The organism is Mammaliicoccus sp. P-M59, assembly GCF_022386135.1.
Lineage (GTDB): Bacteria > Bacillota > Bacilli > Staphylococcales > Staphylococcaceae > Mammaliicoccus > Mammaliicoccus sciuri_A.
Genome location: NZ_JAJNJJ010000001.1, coordinates 601,428 through 622,653 on the forward strand (window position 1 = coordinate 601,428; position 21,226 = coordinate 622,653).

The 21,226-nt window shown below is 32.4% G+C and carries 17 protein-coding genes; 1 reads left to right on the top strand and 16 read right to left on the bottom strand.

Translation table 11 applies throughout. The features are described 5' to 3' along the window. Positions 1-24 precede the first annotated feature (24 nt). Complete coding sequence (locus LQ617_RS02925; RefSeq protein WP_239739767.1) at positions 25-573, top strand: Ada metal-binding domain-containing protein; 549 nt, start codon at positions 25-27, stop codon at positions 571-573. A gap of 25 nt (positions 574-598) precedes the next feature. Here LQ617_RS02925 and arsB read toward each other — a convergent pair whose 3' ends face one another. The 16 genes from arsB to LQ617_RS03005 form a co-directional block, all read right to left on the bottom strand. Beyond that, complete coding sequence (gene arsB / locus LQ617_RS02930; RefSeq protein WP_239739769.1) at positions 599-1,888, bottom strand: arsenite efflux transporter membrane subunit ArsB; 1,290 nt, start codon at positions 1,886-1,888, stop codon at positions 599-601. A gap of 62 nt (positions 1,889-1,950) precedes the next feature. After that, a complete protein-coding gene (locus tag LQ617_RS02935; protein ID WP_204977527.1) occupies positions 1,951-2,613 on the bottom strand; it encodes a PepSY domain-containing protein in 663 nt (220 codons plus the stop codon). Position 2,614: 1 nt separating this feature from the next. Next, positions 2,615-3,970 carry a sensor histidine kinase gene (locus tag LQ617_RS02940; RefSeq protein ID WP_239739479.1) on the bottom strand — a complete coding sequence of 452 codons (1,356 nt, stop codon included), beginning with the start codon at positions 3,968-3,970 and terminating at the stop codon, positions 2,615-2,617. 4 nt (positions 3,971-3,974) lie between these two features. Next, positions 3,975-4,658, bottom strand: a complete 684-nt coding sequence (locus LQ617_RS02945; RefSeq protein WP_239739481.1) for a response regulator transcription factor — start codon at positions 4,656-4,658, stop codon at positions 3,975-3,977. Between the two features lie 11 nt (positions 4,659-4,669). Further along, complete coding sequence (locus tag LQ617_RS02950; RefSeq protein WP_239739483.1) at positions 4,670-6,046, bottom strand: SLC13 family permease; 1,377 nt, start codon at positions 6,044-6,046, stop codon at positions 4,670-4,672. A gap of 5 nt (positions 6,047-6,051) precedes the next feature. Beyond that, on the bottom strand, positions 6,052-7,227 hold the full coding sequence (locus LQ617_RS02955; protein ID WP_239739485.1) for a glycerate kinase family protein: 1,176 nt from the start codon (positions 7,225-7,227) through the stop codon (positions 6,052-6,054). Between the two features lie 239 nt (positions 7,228-7,466). Further along, a complete protein-coding gene (gene infB / locus LQ617_RS02960; protein WP_239739487.1) occupies positions 7,467-9,566 on the bottom strand; it encodes a translation initiation factor IF-2 in 2,100 nt (699 codons plus the stop codon). 4 nt (positions 9,567-9,570) lie between these two features. Next, positions 9,571-9,897 carry a ribosomal L7Ae/L30e/S12e/Gadd45 family protein gene (locus tag LQ617_RS02965; protein ID WP_025905336.1) on the bottom strand — a complete coding sequence of 109 codons (327 nt, stop codon included), beginning with the start codon at positions 9,895-9,897 and terminating at the stop codon, positions 9,571-9,573. Beyond that, complete coding sequence (gene rnpM, locus LQ617_RS02970; RefSeq protein WP_025905335.1) at positions 9,894-10,178, bottom strand: RNase P modulator RnpM; 285 nt, start codon at positions 10,176-10,178, stop codon at positions 9,894-9,896. The genes LQ617_RS02965 and rnpM overlap by 4 nt, the downstream gene beginning before the upstream one ends. 17 nt (positions 10,179-10,195) lie before the next feature. Further along, a complete protein-coding gene (gene nusA / locus LQ617_RS02975; protein ID WP_037587793.1) occupies positions 10,196-11,263 on the bottom strand; it encodes a transcription termination factor NusA in 1,068 nt (355 codons plus the stop codon). 18 nt (positions 11,264-11,281) lie between these two features. Then, positions 11,282-11,749: a ribosome maturation factor RimP gene (gene rimP / locus LQ617_RS02980; RefSeq protein ID WP_239739489.1), complete on the bottom strand. Its 468-nt coding sequence runs from the start codon at positions 11,747-11,749 to the stop codon at positions 11,282-11,284. Positions 11,750-11,870: 121 nt separating this feature from the next. Then, positions 11,871-16,190, bottom strand: a complete 4,320-nt coding sequence (locus tag LQ617_RS02985; protein WP_424364868.1) for a PolC-type DNA polymerase III — start codon at positions 16,188-16,190, stop codon at positions 11,871-11,873. Between the two features lie 97 nt (positions 16,191-16,287). After that, positions 16,288-17,991: a proline--tRNA ligase gene (locus tag LQ617_RS02990; protein WP_239739491.1), complete on the bottom strand. Its 1,704-nt coding sequence runs from the start codon at positions 17,989-17,991 to the stop codon at positions 16,288-16,290. 17 nt (positions 17,992-18,008) lie between these two features. Then, positions 18,009-19,295: an RIP metalloprotease RseP gene (gene rseP, locus LQ617_RS02995; protein WP_058611079.1), complete on the bottom strand. Its 1,287-nt coding sequence runs from the start codon at positions 19,293-19,295 to the stop codon at positions 18,009-18,011. Positions 19,296-19,297: 2 nt separating this feature from the next. Beyond that, positions 19,298-20,428 (bottom strand): 1-deoxy-D-xylulose-5-phosphate reductoisomerase, encoded by a 1,131-nt coding sequence (gene dxr / locus LQ617_RS03000; protein ID WP_037587783.1) that lies wholly within the window; start codon positions 20,426-20,428, stop codon positions 19,298-19,300. Between the two features lie 15 nt (positions 20,429-20,443). Then, complete coding sequence (locus LQ617_RS03005; protein ID WP_037587782.1) at positions 20,444-21,226, bottom strand: phosphatidate cytidylyltransferase; 783 nt, start codon at positions 21,224-21,226, stop codon at positions 20,444-20,446.

Below are 21,226 nucleotides of genomic sequence, written 5' to 3' on the forward strand. Positions count from 1 at the left end.
ATTTTTGAGGTGATAGATTTGGCAATGTATTTAACTGAGAAAAGATGGCAAGACATTCAAACAAACAATAAATTAGCAAATGATGATTTTGTATATGCAGTTAAGACGACAATGATATTCTGTAAACCTTCATGCAATGCTAAATTACCTAATAAAGAAAATGTTTCAATATATCGAGACTATCACGAAGCTATAGAAAATGGTTATCGTCCTTGTAAAAAGTGTAATCCAACAGGTCAATTATTAGAAGATGAAGAATGGGCATTACAAATAAAAAATTTCATTCATCGAAATTATCATTTAAATCTTACATTAGATAAAATTTGTAACCAATGTCACGGTTCAAAATTTCATTTATCAAGACTATTTAAACAAGTAACACAACAAACCATTATGCAATATTTACATGAAATAAGAATCGAAAAAAGTATCGCATTGCTTAATGAGAATATAATGACAGTTGAAGATATTGGTAGAAAAGTAGGCTATAAAACAACATCACATTATATCAAAGTATTTAAGCAATTCTATTTTATGACACCTTTACAATATCGCAAACAGAAAAGCAGCTAAGATAGCTTCCTATCTTAACTGTTTTTTAAAAGATTAACAATGTTACATACAACCCTACTAATGTAATAAATAATACGGGTATCGTTATGATAATACCTGTTTTAAAGTATGCGCCCCAAGGTATTTTAACACCTTTTTGTGACAATACATGTAGCCACAATAATGTTGCTAATGAACCGATGGGAGTAATTTTCGGACCGAGGTCTGAACCGATGACATTTGCATAAATCATGCCTTCTTTAAGCGGACCAATAACATCTGATTGATGGATAGCGAGCGCATCTATGAGAACGGTTGGTAAGTTATTCATAATCGATGACAGAAATGCTGCAATAAATCCCATTCCCATAATACTTGCAAATAATCCATGTTGAGAAATGTCTGTTAGTATATGACTTAAAATCGTAAGGATACCTACATTTTTTAGTCCAAAGACAACTAAATACATATCAATTGAGAATACAACTATATTCCATGGTGCACCTTTAAGTACTTTTTTAGTATGAACTGCAGGAGATTTTCTAGCAAACCATACAAATATAATGGCTACTATACCTGCAATAATTGATACGGGTATGTGTACAAACTCACTGATAAAATATCCGATGAGTAAAATGGATAGTATAGCCCATGACATACGAAACAGTTTCAAATCTTTAATTGCTTCTTTTGGTTGTTTTAAATGACGATCATCAAATGTACGTGGTATTGACGATTTAAAGAATAACCACAATACGGCAATACTGGCCAATAATGAGAATATATTCGGTATGAACATATGTAAGAAATATTCAACAAAGCCAATATTAAAATAGTCTGCAGAAACAATATTCACTAAATTGCTCACTGTGAATGGTAGCGAAGTTGTATCTGCTATAAATCCACTTGCTATCACAAAAGGAAAAATGATTTTCTTATTAAATCCAAGATGACGTACCATTGCCAATACTATAGGCGTAAGTATCAAAGCTGCACCATCATTCGCAAAAAATGCCGCAACAATTGCACCTAATATCATAATATAAACGAACATCTTTACACCATTTCCTCGAGAGGCTTTAACCATATGAATCGCAGACCATTCAAAGAATCCTATTTCATCAAGAATAAGCGAAATGATAATAATCGCTATAAATGTTAATGTTGCATTCCAAACAATGCTAGTCACTTCAAATATATCTTCTATTTGTACAACACCAGTTATAATAGCAATTAATGCACCAATAAAAGCTGTTACACCGATATCTAGTCCTTTCGGTTGCCAAATAACGAAAGTCAGTGTCAATACAAAAATAATGATTGCTAAAGTGGTTATCGTCAATTCCTCCTATCAAATATACCAAGATTATATTTAACAAATGTTTTTATGATAGAAATTTAATCATCATCTTCATCATCATCGTCAAAGTCATCATCTTGTTCATAATAATATCCATTATTTGTTTGTGCTTCTTGTCTTTCATCTGTCTTTGGAGCATTATATTCTAATTGTGGTTGTTCAATATTAAACCATGAGACAGAATTTATTTTACCACTTACTGCATTAACAGTTACAACCGCACCTTCATCATCATCTACATATTGAGTTATTGTATACGTATTCGGCGTTGTATTTGTATTTTTCTTTATATCTATAAATTTTCCGCCAACTTTTTGATGAGAGATTTGCTTTGCTTCTTTTTCACTGATTAATGATTTCTTTTCTTTTTTTCTAGGATTTTCTTTTTGCTTTTTTTCTTTATTATTAGACTGCTCTTTATTTTTAATCGTTTTTGATTTTACGTTTTTAATAACCTCTTTCTTACGATCAATATCTAAAGAATACACTTTATTACTATCTTTAATATTAACATGGAATAATGATTCATCATCAGAAAGCGAAATATCTTCAATATTCCCTTTATATCGATCAGTAACAAACTTTTCTACTTCTTCTTTCTTCATTAATTTTTCATTTGCTTTCATATAAATAATGACGCTTAATACTATAAATAGTGTAGATGCTAACAAAACAAGGATGTGTTTTGTTGCTATTTTCAAATTATTTCACCCTCTCTAAAATAAGTGTAAATTGAGTGCCTTTGTTCATTTCACTATCAACTTTAATATCAATATGATTTTTCAATGCTAATTCTTTTGCAATATAAAGTCCTAATCCAGATCCACCAGATTCTCTTGATCTTGCTTTATCAACTCTATAAAAGCGCGTAAAAATTTTCTCTAAATCTTGTTCTGGAATACCTGAGCCATAGTCTTTAATTTGTATTTGAATATGATCTTTAATTGTTAAAATATTAATATCAATATGACTCTGACTATATTTGTATGCATTATCTAAAAATATAGTCATAATTTGTGTGAAACTTTCTTTATTCACAAGTCCTTCTATATGTTGATTTTCAGCAGATAAATTAATTTTTCGTTTATATACTGCCATTAGGCGTTTAACTAAAATATAGATTTCATCATATAAATTAATTTTCTCTAGTGGTAAATCATGATACGTTCTCTCTATCTTAGCTAAATCCAACATTTGCTCAGTTAAATATTTTAAACGTTTTGCTTCATCATTAATCGTATCTATACCCTCTTCTAAAATATCTTCACGAGTTTTCCCAAATCGTTTTAACATTTCACTATATGAACTAATTACCGTGATTGGGGTTTTTAATTCATGAGAAGCATTTAGAATAAAAGCTTGTTGCTTTTCATCATGATCTTTTAAATAGAGCATCATATCGTTAAATGTTTGTGATAATTCTTTTAATTCTTTCGTATCATCTTTATTAATACCAATAGTCGTGTAATGTTTTGTTTCTTTCGTCTTATTCATCTTTATTATAAGTTCATTAATCGGTTTCAATATAATCTGAGTAATAATTCGATTTAATAAAAATATAACAATTAGTATAATAAAAGTAGATACAATTAATATGCCTTTTAATATATCAAAGGTTTCATATTTGAAATTAATATTTTCGTAAATTTGTAAATTACTTACTTCACCGTTTTTCCAAATAATCGGTAGTGATACCATTGCAAAGTGATTACCTTTCTTATTTACCACTTTCTTATATTGTTCATTTTTAAATGGTTCACCAATATTTTTGTAGTTTACATCTGTCGAAATTTGAATTATTTTTTTGTCATTTTTGTTTACTAAAGTAATATATCCGTCAGAGAGTAAATAAGATTGTAATACCGCTTCAGTATTTACATTTTCTCTAGTTGTATTTTGTAATTCTTTCATTATATTTATTCCGCGACTTTCTAATTGAGTCACTTCTGAATCTAATGAAATTTTTTGATACACAAAATATACAACTAAGTTGATTAATATCACTACTATAACAATCATAACTGTTGTGTATAATTGGATCTTTGTTCCTAATTTCATAATATCAATCCTTTAATATATATCCTATTCCTCTAACGCTAGTTATAATAGACTCTGTATCTATATCAAGTTTTTTTCTTAAATATCGGACATAAACATCGATAACATTTGTATCGCCATAATAGTCATAACCCCATACCGCTTCTATAATTTGCTCTCTCGTTAACACTTGATTTTTATTATCTAAAAAGTAAATTAATAAGTCATATTCTTTTTGTGTTAAATTAATTGGTTCCTTATCAATATAGACTTCACGTCTTGATTTATAAATTGTTAAATATCTATAAGTAGATGCATTGTCGTCTTCATTTTGTACTTTTAAAGTACTTTTTTCTTTCAAATGAACTCGAATACGAGCGAGCAATTCTTCAATTTCAAATGGCTTTGTCATATAATCATTAGCACCTGAATCTAAGCCACTAACTTTGTCCATAACTGCATCGCGTGCAGTCAGCATTATAATTTTAACGTCTTGATTTTGTTCTCTTACGCGTCTTAATACTTCTAATCCATTTAGTTCTGGAATCATAACATCTAATAAAATCAGGTCGAAATTTTCATTTTCTAAACGTTCTAATGCTGATTTACCTGTGTGTGCAATATCAATTTTATAATTTGCATATTCTAGTTCTAATTGTATGACACGTGCAATTTTTTCATCATCTTCGACAACTAATATTTTCTCCATTATTTTGTCTCCTATCTAAGTGAAAGTCCTGTAAATTGCCACCATATATAATAACTAAATATCATCAATAATATATAAGTTGGCATTAATATAACACTTATTTTCATTAAATCTCGATTTTTAAATGGTTTTTCTTCTTGTTCATAAAATAATAGCAATGCTTTTGAGCAAACTGGAAATGTTACACAATAATTCGTTCCAATTAAAGTAATAAACACTACTGCGACTGGATTTAAATTAAACATTTCACTAAATAATAAAAATACTGGTACAAAAACAATTGCCCGTGTCGTATGACTTGTAATATACAAATGTGAAGTAACAGTGATAGTCACTATTATACTAAGTATAGCGAATTCATTTAAAGTTTGAAATTGAGATAAATAATTTAACAAATGATCTTGTATATAATCCACTACTTTATAAGTGACCAACAAATTCCCTAAAGTCGTAGCACCTGCTACAAAGAATATTAAACTCCATGAAACATTTTGAACACCTTGTTTCCAAGTTATCACACCTATTCTAGGTAGCATCATACAAATACCCATCAACATGGTAATAAAAGCAATTTCAAATCCATGAATATTTTCAGTCATCCATAAAGTTATTGTGATGACGATATATACAATTGCTCTTTTCTCAATTTGAGTAAAAGGCTTTCGTTCTTCATGCGATTTTTCTTGATGGTAGAGTACGTCTTCACTTATATTCATATACATTATTTTAGTCACTATAAAAGTAACTAAACCAATTACTAAACCAAAGGGCAATCCCCATAATAAAAATTCACTATAAGAAATAGATTTATTAGCTTTTCCTTCTAATAATCCTATACCAACTAGATGACTACCGGCACCAATTAAAGTTAAATTTGCACCCATTAATATTAAAATTGGTATTAACAATGCAAAATACATCTTATATGTCGGGAATCGTGTTTCAAATGCTTTATAAACTGGTAACATAGCTGCTGCTCTACCTGAAGTTGATGGTACGATAACAGAAATCACTTGTATGATAAGAAATAAAAGTATATTCACACTTCTACTCGTTTTACATCTCACATGTATAAAATTAATCATTCTGTTTAACAAACCACTTATTTCAATTGCCGCACTAATAATAAAAGCGCCTATCATCAACCAAACTACGTGCGAATTCATTGAATGAAACATTACATCTTCTGGTAATCCAAGTAGAATACCTATCATAATCGCGATAAACGAAGATAAACCTGCTGGCATATTTGATAATAAATAGAGACCTAATGACAATACGAATACAATTAAACTTAATTTAGCTAAATAACTCATATCTGTATATAAGAAAATATAGATTGAAAAGATGAAATATACAGATAAGTAAATGATTTGCTTATTAGTCATTTAGATCACATCTCTTTAGCAACCATTTGGTTACCTAGGTTAATGCCTATCATAATATGTCTAAATGCATTTTCAGAACAATTTTCTAACCAATCTTTTGCATCAGATATTGAATTTTCTAAAGTTGTTGGTTCTGGGATTATACTCGTAAAAGCATCAATTCCACTTTGATAATTAATTTTTGCATTTAAACCAATTGTTCCTGCAAAAGCGATAACTGGTTTATTGTGTGATTTCGCAATTCTTGCAACTTCTGATGGAATTTTACCGTTTGGTGTTTGGTAATCTATACACCCCTCAGCAGTAATTACTAAATCTGCATTAATAATTGCATCAGAAATTTTAATATACTTCATTATAATTTCAAAGCGCGGATGTAACTTTGCATTTAAAAATCCATGTAAACCTGCTCCTAATCCACCTGATGCTCCGCCACCATTAATAAGCGATAAGTCATCACCTTTAAATGATTTAATTAGTCTCGCAAGATGTTCTAAGTTGGAAGATAATTGTTCTACATCTTCAATTGATGCTCCCTTTTGTGGTCCAAATACTCTTGCAACTCCTTTACTGCCACACAATATATTCATCCAATTTACCGCTACATCAATATCAACTAGATGTACTCTTGGATCCATATATCTCATATCAACACCATGAATACGGTTAATTTCTCCCCCTCCATTAATAAATATAGGTTCTCCTTCTTTATTTAAAAATTTAACACCTACTGCTTGAGCCATTCCTACTCCGCCATCCGATGTACCTGAATCTCCACAACCAATTAGGATTCTTTCAACACCATAATCTAATGCTTTAATAATTGTTTCTCCTACACCAAATGTAGTTGTATTAAGTGGATTTCTCATATTTCTAGGTACATGCCTTAAACCAGCAATCGCTGCCATTTCTATTACGGCTGTTTTAACACCACTTTCTTTAAATACACCAAAGTATGAATGAATCGGCTTACCGATTGGTCCCATTACTTGCGTTGCAATTTTTTTACCTTCTTTAAGTTTTATAATAGTATCTACAAAACCTTCTCCACCATCAACCATTGGAATAGTTGTGACTTCATGTTTGCCTTCTACTTTATTAACACCATTCGCAATTGCTTTTCCGACCTCTTCTGCGCTTAAACTTTCTTTAAATCCTGATGGAATAATCACTACTTTCATGTTCATTTCCTCCTCATATCGTATTTCTTGCTTAACCATAATTTATCTTTACAAGATTCACATACAATTAGAGAAAAATTAAAATTTGATTAAAAACGAACATTTTAACAGTTTTATGTAATTTGTATGAATTGATATAAAAAAATCTCATTATTTAGCCTATGCTAAATAATGAGATTTGAGTTCATTAAATTTTTATAGTATGAGTAATCGTCATACATACTTCAAACTACGCTTAATTATTTTCTTTCAATTTCAACCATTTTGAAAGCTTCGAAGATGTCGCCTTCTTTAATGTCGTTGAATTTTTCAATTGTGATACCACATTCATATCCAGCTGCTACTTCTTTAGCATCATCTTTGAAACGTTTAAGTGTATCTAATTCACCTTCAAAGATAACAATGCCGTCACGAATAATACGTACACTTGCATCTCTTGTAATCTTACCGTCTGTTACGTAACTACCAGCGATTGTACCAACTTTAGATACTTTAAATGTTTGACGTACTTCAGCTTGACCAATAACTTGCTCTTCAAATTCAGGGTCTAATAGACCTTTCATAGCTGATTCGATTTCTTCGATTACTTTATAAATAATACGGTGTAATCTCATATCAACATTTTCTTCTTCTGCAGCACGTTTAGCACCTGCATCTGGTCTTACGTTAAATCCGATAATAATACCGTTTGATGCTGCTGCTAATGTAACGTCTGATGCATTAATTGCACCAACTGCTGTATGAATAATACGTACATTAACACCTTCAACATCTATTTTCATTAATGATGCTGCTAAAGCTTCTACTGAACCTTGAACATCACCTTTAATGATGATATTTAAATCTTTCATTTCACCTTGTTTCATTTGTTCAAACAAGTTATCTAATGAAACGCTCTTACTATCTTGACGTTGTTTTAAGATATTTTCTTGTTGACGTTTTTCACCGATTTGACGAGCTTGTTTTTCATTTTTGAATACAACAAAGCGATCACCAGCTTGTGGTACATCATGTAAACCAGTAATTTCAACAGGTGTTGATGGTCCAGCTGTTTTGATTCTTTTACCTAAATCGTTAACCATCGCACGTACTCTACCGTATGTGTTACCCACTACTAATGAGTCTCCTACTTCTAAAGTACCGTTTTGTACTAATAGAGAAGCTGCAGGTCCACGTGATTTATCAAGCTCTGCTTCGATTACAGTACCTACTGCAGCACGGTCAGGGTTAGCTTTTAATTCTTCAACTTCAGAAACTAAACCAATCATTTCTAATAAATCATCGATTCCGTCACCTTGGATTGCTGAAAGTTGAACGAAGATTGTATCTCCACCCCAGTCTTCAGGATAAAGACCATATTCACCTAATTCTTGCATAACACGATCAGGGTTTGCTGTTGGTTTATCAACTTTGTTTACCGCAACAATAATTGGTACTTCTGCTGCTTTAGCATGGTTAATTGCTTCAATTGTTTGAGGCATTACACCATCATCAGCTGCAACAACTAAAATTGTGATATCTGTTACTTGAGCACCACGCGCTCTCATTGTTGTGAAAGCAGCATGTCCTGGTGTATCAAGGAATGTAATTTTCTTGTTATTGTTAACAATTTGGTATGCACCAATATGTTGTGTAATACCACCCGCTTCACCAGCTGTAACACGTGTATTACGGATTGAATCTAGAAGTGTTGTTTTACCATGGTCAACGTGTCCCATGATTGTAACAACTGCAGGTCTTTCAATTAAGTCTGCATCATTTTCATCAACTTCAAAGTAATTTTCTAAGTCAGTAGCATCTACATGTACTTCTAACTCAGCTTCAATATCATAATCTGCACAAATTAATTCAACAGTATCAGTATCTAATGCTTGGTTAATATTAGCTACGACACCAAGTAAGAATAACTTCTTAATAATTTCAGAAGCATCTTTGTTGATTTTATCAGCTAATTCACCAACTGTAATACCTTCTTCATACGTAATTAAAGATGGTGTTTCTTTAACTTCCGGTTTAGGTTGTTGCTGTTGTTGATTATGTTGTTTTTTGTTATTTTGCTTTTTATTCTTTTGATTCTTTTGTTGATGATTAGGTTTATTGTTTTGTTTGTTATTCTGTTTGTTGTTATTTGATTTATTTGTATTTGCGTGAGTAGTTGTTTGGTCTTTTTTAGCAGAATCCTGCTTTTTAAATGCTTTATCTAAAATTTTAATGTCATTCTCCTCTAATGCTTGCATGTGATTTGATACTTCTATGTTATTCTTTTTTAATTCATCTATGATTGCTTTACTCTTTACATCGATTTCTTTTGCATACTCATATATTCTCTTTTTACTCATATACTCACTCCTCATGAAAATCATGAATCATCGTTTTTAGCTTTTTGCTAAATCCAATGTCAGTTATGCCCAACACCACTCTGCTTTCTTTTCCAATTGCGTAGCCTAATTCATAGCGTGTAGCAAAAGTTAAAAGTGTTACATGATAAGTTGCACATTTATTTTTTATAGTTTTTGTAACATTTGCTGCAGCATCTTCTGAAAGTATGACAAGTTTAACATTGCCTTTTCTTAACTCACTTATGACAATTTCTTCGCCAGTCTTAATCTTTCTAGCTCTTGTTGCCAGACCAAGAAGATTTAAAATTTGATCTTTCTTTTCTATACTCATTTAGGTATACGCTCACGGTAAATTAAACGAATGATTTCTTTATAGACAGGTTCAAGTGTTTCTTTATTACTGTCAAAATAACGTTCTAACTTTCCTTGTTTCTGTGCATTTTCGATAACTTCTAGATCTTTAGAAACATATGCACCGCGACCTGGTGCTTTACCTGTCGCATCTGCTGTTATTTCGCCCTCTTTATTTTTAACGACACGAATCATATCATTTTTAGGTTTCATTTCATTTGAAAGTATACATTTACGCATTGGTATCTTTTTCTTTTTCATGATAAAAGCACCTCACTTTATGATTCTTCAGTTGAAATAATGCCTGCTTCTCTTGCATCAGTTTCTGATTTAATATCAATCTTCCAACCTGTTAATTTTGCAGCAAGTCGTGCATTTTGTCCACGTTTACCGATTGCTAATGATAATTGGTAATCTGGTACGACAACTGTAGTCGATTGATTTTCTTCGTCTACAATAACTTCTACAACTTGTGAAGGACTTAAAGCATTTCTTACGAATACTTTTGGATCTTCGTCCCACTCAACGATGTCGATTTTTTCGCCACCTAATTCATTAACGACTGCTTCAACACGAACACCTTTAGCACCAACACATGCACCTACAGCATCGATATCGCCATTTTCTGAAGTGACACTAATTTTAGAACGGTCTCCAGCTTCACGTGCTACAGATTTAACAATTACAGTACCATCATAAATTTCAGGAACTTCTTGCTCGAATAAACGCTTTAATAAACCAGGATGTGTACGTGATACAAAGATTTGAGGACCTTTAGTCGTTTGTTCAACTTTATTCACATATACTTTAATACGTTCATTTGGTAAATATTGTTCATTTGGACTTCTCTCAGCTTCAGAAAGTACAGCTTCAGTACGGCCTAAATTAACATATACATAACGATGATCGACTCTGTCGATAACACCTGTTACAATGTCATCTTCTTTATCAATAAACTCATCATAAAGAATGCCTCTTTCAGCATCTCTTAAACGTTGCATAACTGCTTGTTTAGCTGCTTGAGCACCAACACGACCGAAATCTTTAGGTGTAACGTCTTCTTCAAAGACATCTCCAATTTCGTATGCTGGATTTGTAACTAACGCTGTATCTAATGCTACTTGATCTCTATAATCTTCAACATCTTCTACAACGTCTTTTCTTGAAATAACTCTATAAGTACCTTCATCAAGATTCAATTCGATTCTAACATTTTTGGCACTGTCATAGTTCTTTTTGTAAGCTGTGATTAAAGCCGCTTCTATTGCATCAATAAGTACCTCACGAGGTATTCTTTTTTCCTTTTCAAGGTATTCAATTGCAAGTAATAATTCATTACCTTTCACAATGTATCCTCCTTTATATTATAACATTACTGATCGACGTGCTTTAGCGATTTTCTTGCGTGGCAACGTGACATTTTTAGTTCTTGTTTTAATTTTCACTTCTAGCGTTATAGATGTTTCAGTAACTTCTTTTAAAACGCCTAAACATTCTTTATCTCCTTCAACAGGTTCGTATAACGAGATAAATACGGGTTGTTCAATTGCATTTTGATAGTCTTTTTCTTTTTTCAATGGGCGTTCTGCACCAGGTGAAGATACATCCATGAAATAAGGTTCTTTAATAGGATCTTCTTTGTCCATAACTTCACTAATCTTTTCAGAGGCAATTGTGCAGTCGTTCAAATCAACGCCACCGTCTTTATCAATTGCAATACGTAGATAATAGTCTGATCCCTCTTTGACATATTCGACATCTACAAGTTCATAATTTAAATCTTCAAGTATTGGTTGAATAATTTCCTCAACGTGTGCTGCAACTTTACTCATAATGACCTCCCTCTTAATACAAACAGAAAAGAGCGGGAAATGTCCCACTCTTTAAACGTCAGAGTATTATTTTAAGCAATAACAGTATATCACATAATGGCGCTATGCTCAAGAACATGCATTATAAATCAAATATTGAAAGCTGAGCTTTATCAGGCATATTTGGTAATGATCCAAGTTCATCGAGATATTCGATGATTTTTTGTGATACACCTGCTTTTTTATTAAGGTCTTCTTTAGCTAAGAATGGACCTTCTTCTCTTGCTTCAACGATACGTTTCGCAACGTTTTCACCTAGTCCAGGAACTGCGATAAATGGTGGAATAAGTGAATCACCTTCAATTTTGAATTCAAACGAATCACTTTTCTCTAAGCTGACTGGTTGGATTTTGTATCCTCTATGTGCCATTTCATTTGTTATTTCTAAAACTGTTAATACATCTTTTTCTTTTTTAGCTAATTCATGGAATCGGCTATAATATTCTTTCACCGTTGCTTTAATAGACTCTTTATCTTTTGTCATTGTTTTTAAATCAAAGTCTGTCGCACGTACTGTAAAGTAACTTGCATAATAGAACAACGGATGATGAACTTTAAAGTATGCAATTCTTAATGCCATTAGAACGTATGCAGCAGCGTGGGCTTTAGGGAACATGTACTTAATTTTTTTACATGAATCTAAATACCAATCTGGTACATTATTTTCTTTCATAGCTTCTTCGAATTCATCTGTTAAACCTTTACCTTTACGAACTGCTTCCATAATTTTAAAGGCAAGTGATGGTTCTAAGCCGTTATACATTAAGTAAACCATGATATCATCACGACAACCGATAACACTTGATAAATCACATGTACCTGATTTGATTAACTCTTGTGCGTTTCCTAACCAAACGTCTGTACCGTGTGATAACCCAGATATTTGTACGAGCTCTGAAAAAGTAGTTGGTTTCGTATCTTCAAGCATTTGTCTAACGAATCCTGTACCGAATTCTGGCACACCAAATGTTCCAGTCTTACAAAGAATATCTTCTTCTGTTACACCTAATGATTCAGGTGTACTAAAGATTTTCATTGTTTCTTTATCGTCTACTGGTATTGTCTTAGGATCAATGCCTGATAAATCTTGTAACATTCTAATCATTGTTGGATCATCGTGTCCTAATATATCCAGTTTCAAAATATTATCATGAATAGAATGGAAGTCGAAATGCGTTGTTTTCCATGGTGATTTTTGATCATCAGCAGGGTATTGGATTGGTGTAAAATCATAAATATCCATATAATCTGGTACTACAATGATCCCCCCTGGATGTTGCCCGGTAGTTCTTTTAACACCGGTACAACCTTTAACAAGTCTATCAACTTCAGCTGCACGTTTATGAATACCTTGATCATTTAAATATCCTTTAACATAACCAAAAGCTGTTTTTTCAGCAACAGTACCGATTGTACCTGCTCTGAATACTTTGTCTTCACCGAACAGTACTTTCGTATAATTATGGGCTACTGGTTGATATTCACCACTAAAGTTCAAGTCAATATCCGGTACTTTATCTCCTTTGAAACCTAAGAATGTTTCAAACGGTATATCTTGTCCTTCTTTAATCATATCAACATGACATTTTTCACATTGTTTATCTGGTAAGTCGAAACCTGATCCGACTGAACCATCATCAAAGAAATGACTTTCTTTACAAGATGGGCAAATATAATGTGGCGGCAATGGATTCACTTCAGTTATTTCAGTCATTGTCGCAACAAAACTAGATCCGACAGAACCACGTGAACCAACTAAATAACCATCATTCAATGATTTCTTAACTAACCTTTGTGAGATTAAGTAAATAACCGCAAAACCATTTCCGATAATACTTTCTAATTCTTTTTCAAGTCTATCAATTACGATTTGTGGTAAGTCTTCACCATATAATTTTCTAGCATTCTCATAACTCATTTCACGAATTTCTTCGTTCGCACCTTCCATATTAGGTGTATATAATTCATCCCTAATAGGTATCACGGTTTCGAGTCTATCTGCTAAGTCGTTCGTATTTTTCACAACGATTTCATATGCTTTTTCTTCACCTAAGAAGTGGAATTCATCTAACATTTCATCTGTTGTTCTAAAATGAGCTTCAGGTAATGTTTGTCTATTCAATGGATTACCTGGTTGAGAGGCGATTAATATTTTTCGTGCAACAGCATCATGTTCGTATAAATAATGGGCATTTCCTGTTGCAATTACTGGAATATCAAGTTTCTCACCAACGCTTAATATACGAGTATATATTTCTTCCATCGTTTCATTATCTTTGATCAATTCTCTATCAATTAAATCTTGATATAAGCCTTTAGGTTGAACTTCTATATAGTCATAATATTTCGCAACTTTTTCAACTTCTTCTTGGTCTTTTTGCATAACCGTTGTAAATACTTCTCCTTCATCACATGCACTACCTACTAGAATACCTTCTCTATATTTGTTTAATAACGAGCGTGGTATACGTGGTGTACGATAAAAGTAATCTACTAATGAGGCACTGACAATTTTGAATAAATTTTTAAGTCCGACTTGGTTTTGTACGATTAGCGTTACATGAGAAGGTCTTGCACGTTTATATGCTTCATCATTTGATAGCTTCTCGTTTATTTGATTATGATTATGAACATTGAGTTCTTCTAACTGTTTTAACATCTTAATAAAGATATGCGCTGTTGTTTCCGCATCATAAATCGCTCTATGGTGTTGTGTAAGTTCTACACCATATTTTTTAGCTAAGAAATTCAATCCATGTTTACCATATTCAGTATTCACTGTACGTGATAATTCAAGTGTATCGATAACACCATTTGTCGTAGCACCAAGTCCGATACGTTCAAAACCTGTATCTATAAAGCCCATATCAAATGATGCGTTATGCGCAATATATATTGCGTCTCCAACCCATTCATGGAAATCTTTTAGAACTGTTTCGATATCAGGTTGTCCACGTAACATTTCGTCTGTAATACCAGTTAAATTTTTAATTGTTTCTGATAGACGTTCTCCTGGGTCAGAAAAACGTTCAAAGGTATCAATTACTTCGCCATCTTTAACCTTAACGGCCGCTAATTCTATAATTTGATCATATTGACTTGAAAGTCCTGTTGTTTCGACGTCAAATACAATATACGTTGCTGTCTTAAGCGGAATATCTTGTGACTTGTACGCAATCGGCACACCATCATCTACAAGCATACCTTCCATACCATAAATCATTTTAATACCATTTTTCATTGCTGCTGCATGCGCATCTGGATAACCTTGAACACCATTATGGTCTGTTATCGCGATTGCTTTATGTCCCCATTTAGCCGCTTGTTCAACATACTTACCGATATGTGTTATCCCATCCATTTGACTCATAGATGTATGTAAGTGAAATTCAACTCTTTTTTCATCTGCTTTATCAAGTTTAGGAGACTTCTTAATTTCATGGATATCCGTCATCATCATCACTAAATCACGTATAAATTGATCTTGTTCAATTCTACCTTGCGCTCTAACCCATGTACCTACTTTTAAAGCTTTAAAATGTTCAAGGTCATCTTTACCTTTTCTCGTAAACATCTTAAGTATAAGCGAATCGGTATAGTCCGTAATTTTTAATGTGACAATATGTCTACCACTTTTAAGTTCTTTCATTTCGATATCAAAAATAACACCTTCAAGTGCTACTTTGAACTCTTCTTCGATAATATCTTCTATTTTACGAATAGAATCTACAGGAATGTCTTTACCAATTTGACATCGTGATACAGCATTTTCATTATCACTAGATTCTGCTTTTTCTTTCTTCATACGTTCCATTTTTTCTGATGCAATTCGTGCAGCTTCTTCATCTTCTTGTTGGATGTGCGCTTCAAATGATTCAAGTTCTCTTCTCATTTGTTCTTCATTATCCATCGTTTCGAATATAACACGACTTATTTGAAAGCCACATTTCTGGAGCGCTTTTACTAATGAACCATTGACACGCTTATCGAAATAATCGCGTTCAATATCATTGTTCACTTGAACTTTCACGATATCATCAGCAAAGATAATAGGCTTTTGTTTTAGTTGATGTTTCACTTTATCACTTAATTCAGTACCATCAATACAATGTGGAATGTATTTCAATATATGTTCATCTATTTGTTCTTTAGTTGTCACTTCAATTGTCCAATCAACTTGCGCAATACTACTAAAAGTATTTTTCAGTTGATTTGTAAAAACAAGATACATTTCACTTGATAAATAATATGGCAACTTAATGTAGAAATGCCACAATCTTTTTGATTGGGACACATCAATTCTTGTAAGTTCACCTTGTTCTACGACATCTTTATCAAGTTCATCTGTTATGTTCATTTGCGTGAGAAGCGTTTGGAATTTCTCTTGCCCTGTCATTGACACTTATACGACCACCTTCATCAAAATGAAAAAGAGGCTAATCATTAAATAGCCTCTTTAAATATCTTATATTATATCAGATTTAGTTGTTTTTATCAGTCTATTTTACTGCATCATAGAAAGTAGCAAGTACTTCATCTAATTCATCAATATGGACTTCTTTACTTTCTGAATTATCACGACGTTTTACTTCTACGATACCTTCTGAAGCTTTCTTACCAACCATAACACGTACTGGTAAACCTATTAAATCTGCATCATTAAATTTAACCCCAGCACTTTCTTTACGGTCATCATATAAGACATCATATTTATTTTGCAATTGTCCATAAAGTTGATCTGCTAATGCTTGTTGCTCTTCTTTTTTAGGATTAATCGCAATTAAATGTACTTCATAAGGTGCAATAGCTTTTGGCCAAATAATCCCTTTATCATCATGATGTTGTTCGATTGCTGCTGATAATGTTCTAGAGATACCAATACCATAACAACCCATAATAAGTGGTTGTGCTTTACCTTGTTCATCTAAGAATGTCGCATTCATGCTTTCAGAGTATTTCGTTCCAAGTTTGAAGACTTGACCAACTTCGATACCTTCAGCGAATTTCGCAGTACCTAAATCACCTGGTAATGCTTCTCCTTCAAGAATAAATCTGAAGTCTCCATATGCTTCAATCTTAAAGTCTCTATCTACGTTCGCATTAATAAAATGATAACCTGTTTCATTTGCACCAACAGCTAAATTATTAATATCTTGAACGAAATTGTCTGCATAAATTTTGATTTGGTCTACATTAACTGGTCCTAGACTACCTGGCTTAGCACCTAAAATATTCACGATTTCAGACTCAGTTGCCATTTCGATATTATCTGTTTTGAAATATGATTTTAACTTAACATCATTTACTTCATGATGACCTCTAATTAAAATCATGACATACTCATCATCAACTTTAAGAATCATTGATTTAATAATTTTATCTAAAGTCACATTTAAAAAGTCTGCTAATGCTTGTGCTGTTGTAACATTTGGCGTTTCAACTTTTTCTATATCTTTTAATGGTGTATGTTCATGATTAGGTGTGTAAGCTACTTCAGCTTTTTCAATATTTGCAGCATAGTCACTTGTTTCACTATAAACAATTGTATCTTCACCAATATCAGCTAAAACCATAAACTCATGCGTGTGGTCTCCACCGATAGCACCAGAGTCAGCAAGTACTGGTCTAAAGTTTAAACCTACTCTTGTAAAGATATTATGATAAGCATGATACATATCTTGGTATGTATCATCTAATGAATCTTCATTAGCATGGAAAGAATAAGCATCTTTCATAATAAATTCACGGCCACGTAATAATCCAAATCTTGGACGTTGTTCGTCTCTAAATTTTGTTTGAATTTGGAATAAAGTGATTGGTAAACGTTTATAAGATTTCAATTCATCTCTTACAAGAGAAGTCACAACTTCTTCATGTGTAGGTCCTAAACTAAATTCACGTTTATTACGATCGTGCAATCTCATTAACTCTGGACCATACGCATCCCATCTACCTGATTCTTTCCAAAGTTCAGCTTGTTGTAACACAGGCATAAGCACTTCTACGCCATCGATTTTTTCCATTTCTTCACGTACAATTTGCTCAATTTTGTTGAGTACACGTTTTGCAGTTGGTAAATAGCTATATATACCTCTTGCATTTTGTTTAATCATACCTGACTTTAATAAAAGTTTATGACTAATTGCTTCCGCTTCTGCAGGAACTTCTCTTAATGTTGGTATAAATATTTTCGACTGTTTCATAAGTTTCCTCCTATAAGCTACATGAAGTACCTTTGAATATCATTCCATGTAACCATAATCATTACAAATATTAAAAATACAGCACCAATTGAAAGCATAACCATTTCTGCTTTTTTATTAATCGGTCTTCTGAAAATCATTTCATAAATAACAAATAATAATCTTCCACCATCTAAAGCTGGAATAGGTAATAAATTCATAATACCTAAGTTAACACTTAATAACGCTGTGTAACCCATTAATGTAATAAATCCTTGCTTCACAATAGAATCTACATTGCTATATATACCAACAGGTCCATTTAACATATCAAAGGAGAATCCACCCGTGAATATGCTCGTAATCAAGCCAAGAACTGCTTGGAATATTAATTGACCTGCCACTATTGTTTTTTCAATACCTGCAATTAATGGACCAAACACTGTGTGTTCTGTCGGTTGTGCAACACCGATAATGTATCGTGTTTCATATTTACCTTTACTAACTTCTAGTTTATCTTTTTTAGCTGCTACTTTGAAAGTCTTTTCTTGACCATCACGATCAACTTTAATTTCTACAGGTTCAGTTTTCTTCTCTTTAAAAATAGGTTGTAAATCTGTAAACTTTTGAATTTTTTGTCCATCTACTGATAGAATTTCGTCACCTTTTTTAATACCTGCAGTTTGTGCAGGAGCACCGTCTTCTAAATCTCCAAATACTGGTTCATTCGTTGGCACACCATTCCAATAAGCAAGCCCAATAAAAATAACAAAAGCAAGAATAAAATTAAATAACGGACCTGCAAATAAAGTTAAGAATCTTTGATAAGGCTTTTTAGACATTAATTGTCTATCTTTAGGTGCAATTTGTATTAAATCTCCACCTTGAACAAAGTAAGCTTCTCTCGCTATTTTAAAATGATGTCTTTCTTCATCGCTTGCTGTAATACCTTCAATGAAAATATCATTTTCGAAATCACTATCTTTAATTTCAATATGTTCAATTTGTTGGAATTTATGTTGATCATCCATAATAACATGTGTTATTTCGTTTTGATCGTTTAATTTAATTGCGATATGCATACCTGGTGTTAATGGATTTTGTTCTAATCCATCTCCAGCCATTCTGACATAACCACCTACTGGAAGTAGTCTAATTGTATAAAGTGTTTCATTTTTCTTATATGAATATATTTTAGGTCCCATACCTATGGCAAACTCTGGGCACATGATACCTGCACGTTTCGCAAAGAACATATGTCCATATTCATGTACTGTCACTAATAGTCCAAATACAAAAATAAATGCTAATATTGTATAAATCACGCCTACACCCCGTAATCCTTAGATTTATATGTAGCATCAATTTTTAGAATCGTTTCTAAATCTGGATGCTCAATAACTTCATGGTTTTTCATTGCTTCCCCAATCATGTCTTCAATTTCCAAAAATGTTATTTCATTGTTCAAGAACTTATTTACAGCTACTTCATTCACAGCATTTAAAACAACGGGCATTGTACCACCTATTTTAATGGCTTCATAAGCATACTGTATACATTTAAAGCGATCGAAATCCATTTCTTTAAAATTCAACTGTCCGATTTGAGCCAAATTTAATTTTTCTGCATCTCTTGTATATCTTTCTGGATATGTAAATGCATATTGAATGGGTGTTCTCATATCTGGTGTACCCAATTGTGCAATCACGCTCGTATCCTTAAATTCAACCATAGAATGAATAATACTCTCTTTATGTAAGACAGTTTCAATTTGGTCAATATCTAAATCAAATAACCATTTTGCTTCAATGACTTCTAAACCTTTATTCATCATTGTTGCAGAATCTATCGTAATCTTTTGCCCCATAGACCAGTTAGGATGGTTGAGCGCTTCATCACGTGTTACAGATTTGAGTTCTGTACGTGTTAAATCACGAAATGAACCGCCACTCGCAGTTATGATTAATTTATTAACCTGTTCTTTCTTCTCACCATTTAAACATTGAAATATTGCTGAGTGTTCTGAATCTACAGGTAGAATGTTAACATTATGTTCTCTAGCTTTTGACATCACAAGTTCACCAGCTGCAACTAAAGTCTCTTTATTCGCTAGTCCTATATCTATACCAGCTTCTATAGCTGCAATAGTAGGTCTTAAACCTATACTACCGACAATTGAATTTAATAAAATATCGGTATTATGGTATGTTGCAACTGCTAATAAACCTGCGTCCCCATGTACAATTTCAATATTTAAATGTTTAAGTTTATCTATATCTTCTTCATTTTGAACAGATATGAGTTCTGGATGAAATTCTTCAATTATATTCTGTGCATAAGCAATGTTTTTACCGACTGAAAATGCAACTAAATTAAATTGTGATGCATGTTCTCTTATAACATCTAATGCTTGCTGTCCAACAGAACCACTAGCTCCTAAAATAGCTATATTTTTCAAAGACTTCACCCCAATTTACAATTGAAATAGGAATAGATTTAACAGTGGTAATACAAAGATAAAGCTATCAAATCTATCTAATATACCACCATGTCCTGGCATAATATTCCCTGAATCTTTCACACCGAAATGTCTTTTAAGCCCAGATTCTACTAAGTCACCTAATTGTCCAAACATACTTAATAACATCGTTAATGGAATTAATAACCATAATGATACATCCATATCAAAATATTGTCCAAAAATAACTGCAACGATTAAACTTGAGAAAATGCCGCCAATAAATCCTTCAATCGTTTTGTTCGGACTAATTAATGGCCAAAGTTTATGTTTACCAAATAATCTACCAAATATATATGCACCTGTATCAGTTAACCACACTAATAATAATGCGAATAAGATAAATTGTAAGCCATGTTCTCTTGTCTCATAGAAATACATAAAGCCTATTCCGATATATGTAACGGACATGACACAGAAAGAGGCATCCATAAAATTAAATCTATTTTTAGACATCACTGTATAACTCAACATTAAGAAACTCATAACGATTAGAAGTCTAAGTTGAACACTTATATCGTTATTAATGAGTTCTTGAGGCAATAATATTATACATAGCGAAACAGTGGACAAAAAACCTGGTATAGAAATAATTGATAAATTATTCATATTTAAAATTTCTTTTAAAGCAATAATCGCTAATAAATACGCTAACGCTATTACGGGTAATCCACCATATATTACGACTGGAAGAAATACAGCCATAGCAACAATTGCCGATATTGTTCTTGTCTTCAT

Excerpts from the sequence above, each read along its gene's own strand:
- LQ617_RS02925 (WP_239739767.1), top strand. The coding sequence starts at position 25 with ATGTATTTAACTGAGAAAAGATGGCAAGACATTCAAACAAACAATAAA.
- LQ617_RS02940 (WP_239739479.1), bottom strand. The coding sequence starts at position 3,970 with ATGAAATTAGGAACAAAGATCCAATTATACACAACAGTTATGATTGTT.
- LQ617_RS02945 (WP_239739481.1), bottom strand. The coding sequence starts at position 4,658 with ATGGAGAAAATATTAGTTGTCGAAGATGATGAAAAAATTGCACGTGTC.
- LQ617_RS02950 (WP_239739483.1), bottom strand. The coding sequence starts at position 6,046 with ATGACTAATAAGCAAATCATTTACTTATCTGTATATTTCATCTTTTCA.
- LQ617_RS02955 (WP_239739485.1), bottom strand. The coding sequence starts at position 7,227 with ATGAAAGTAGTGATTATTCCATCAGGATTTAAAGAAAGTTTAAGCGCA.
- infB (WP_239739487.1), bottom strand. The coding sequence starts at position 9,566 with ATGAGTAAAAAGAGAATATATGAGTATGCAAAAGAAATCGATGTAAAG.
- LQ617_RS02965 (WP_025905336.1), bottom strand. The coding sequence starts at position 9,897 with ATGAGTATAGAAAAGAAAGATCAAATTTTAAATCTTCTTGGTCTGGCA.
- rnpM (WP_025905335.1), bottom strand. The coding sequence starts at position 10,178 with ATGAAAAAGAAAAAGATACCAATGCGTAAATGTATACTTTCAAATGAA.
- rimP (WP_239739489.1), bottom strand. The coding sequence starts at position 11,749 with ATGAGTAAAGTTGCAGCACACGTTGAGGAAATTATTCAACCAATACTT.
- LQ617_RS02990 (WP_239739491.1), bottom strand. The coding sequence starts at position 17,991 with ATGAAACAGTCGAAAATATTTATACCAACATTAAGAGAAGTTCCTGCA.
- LQ617_RS03005 (WP_037587782.1), bottom strand. The coding sequence starts at position 21,226 with ATGAAGACAAGAACAATATCGGCAATTGTTGCTATGGCTGTATTTCTT.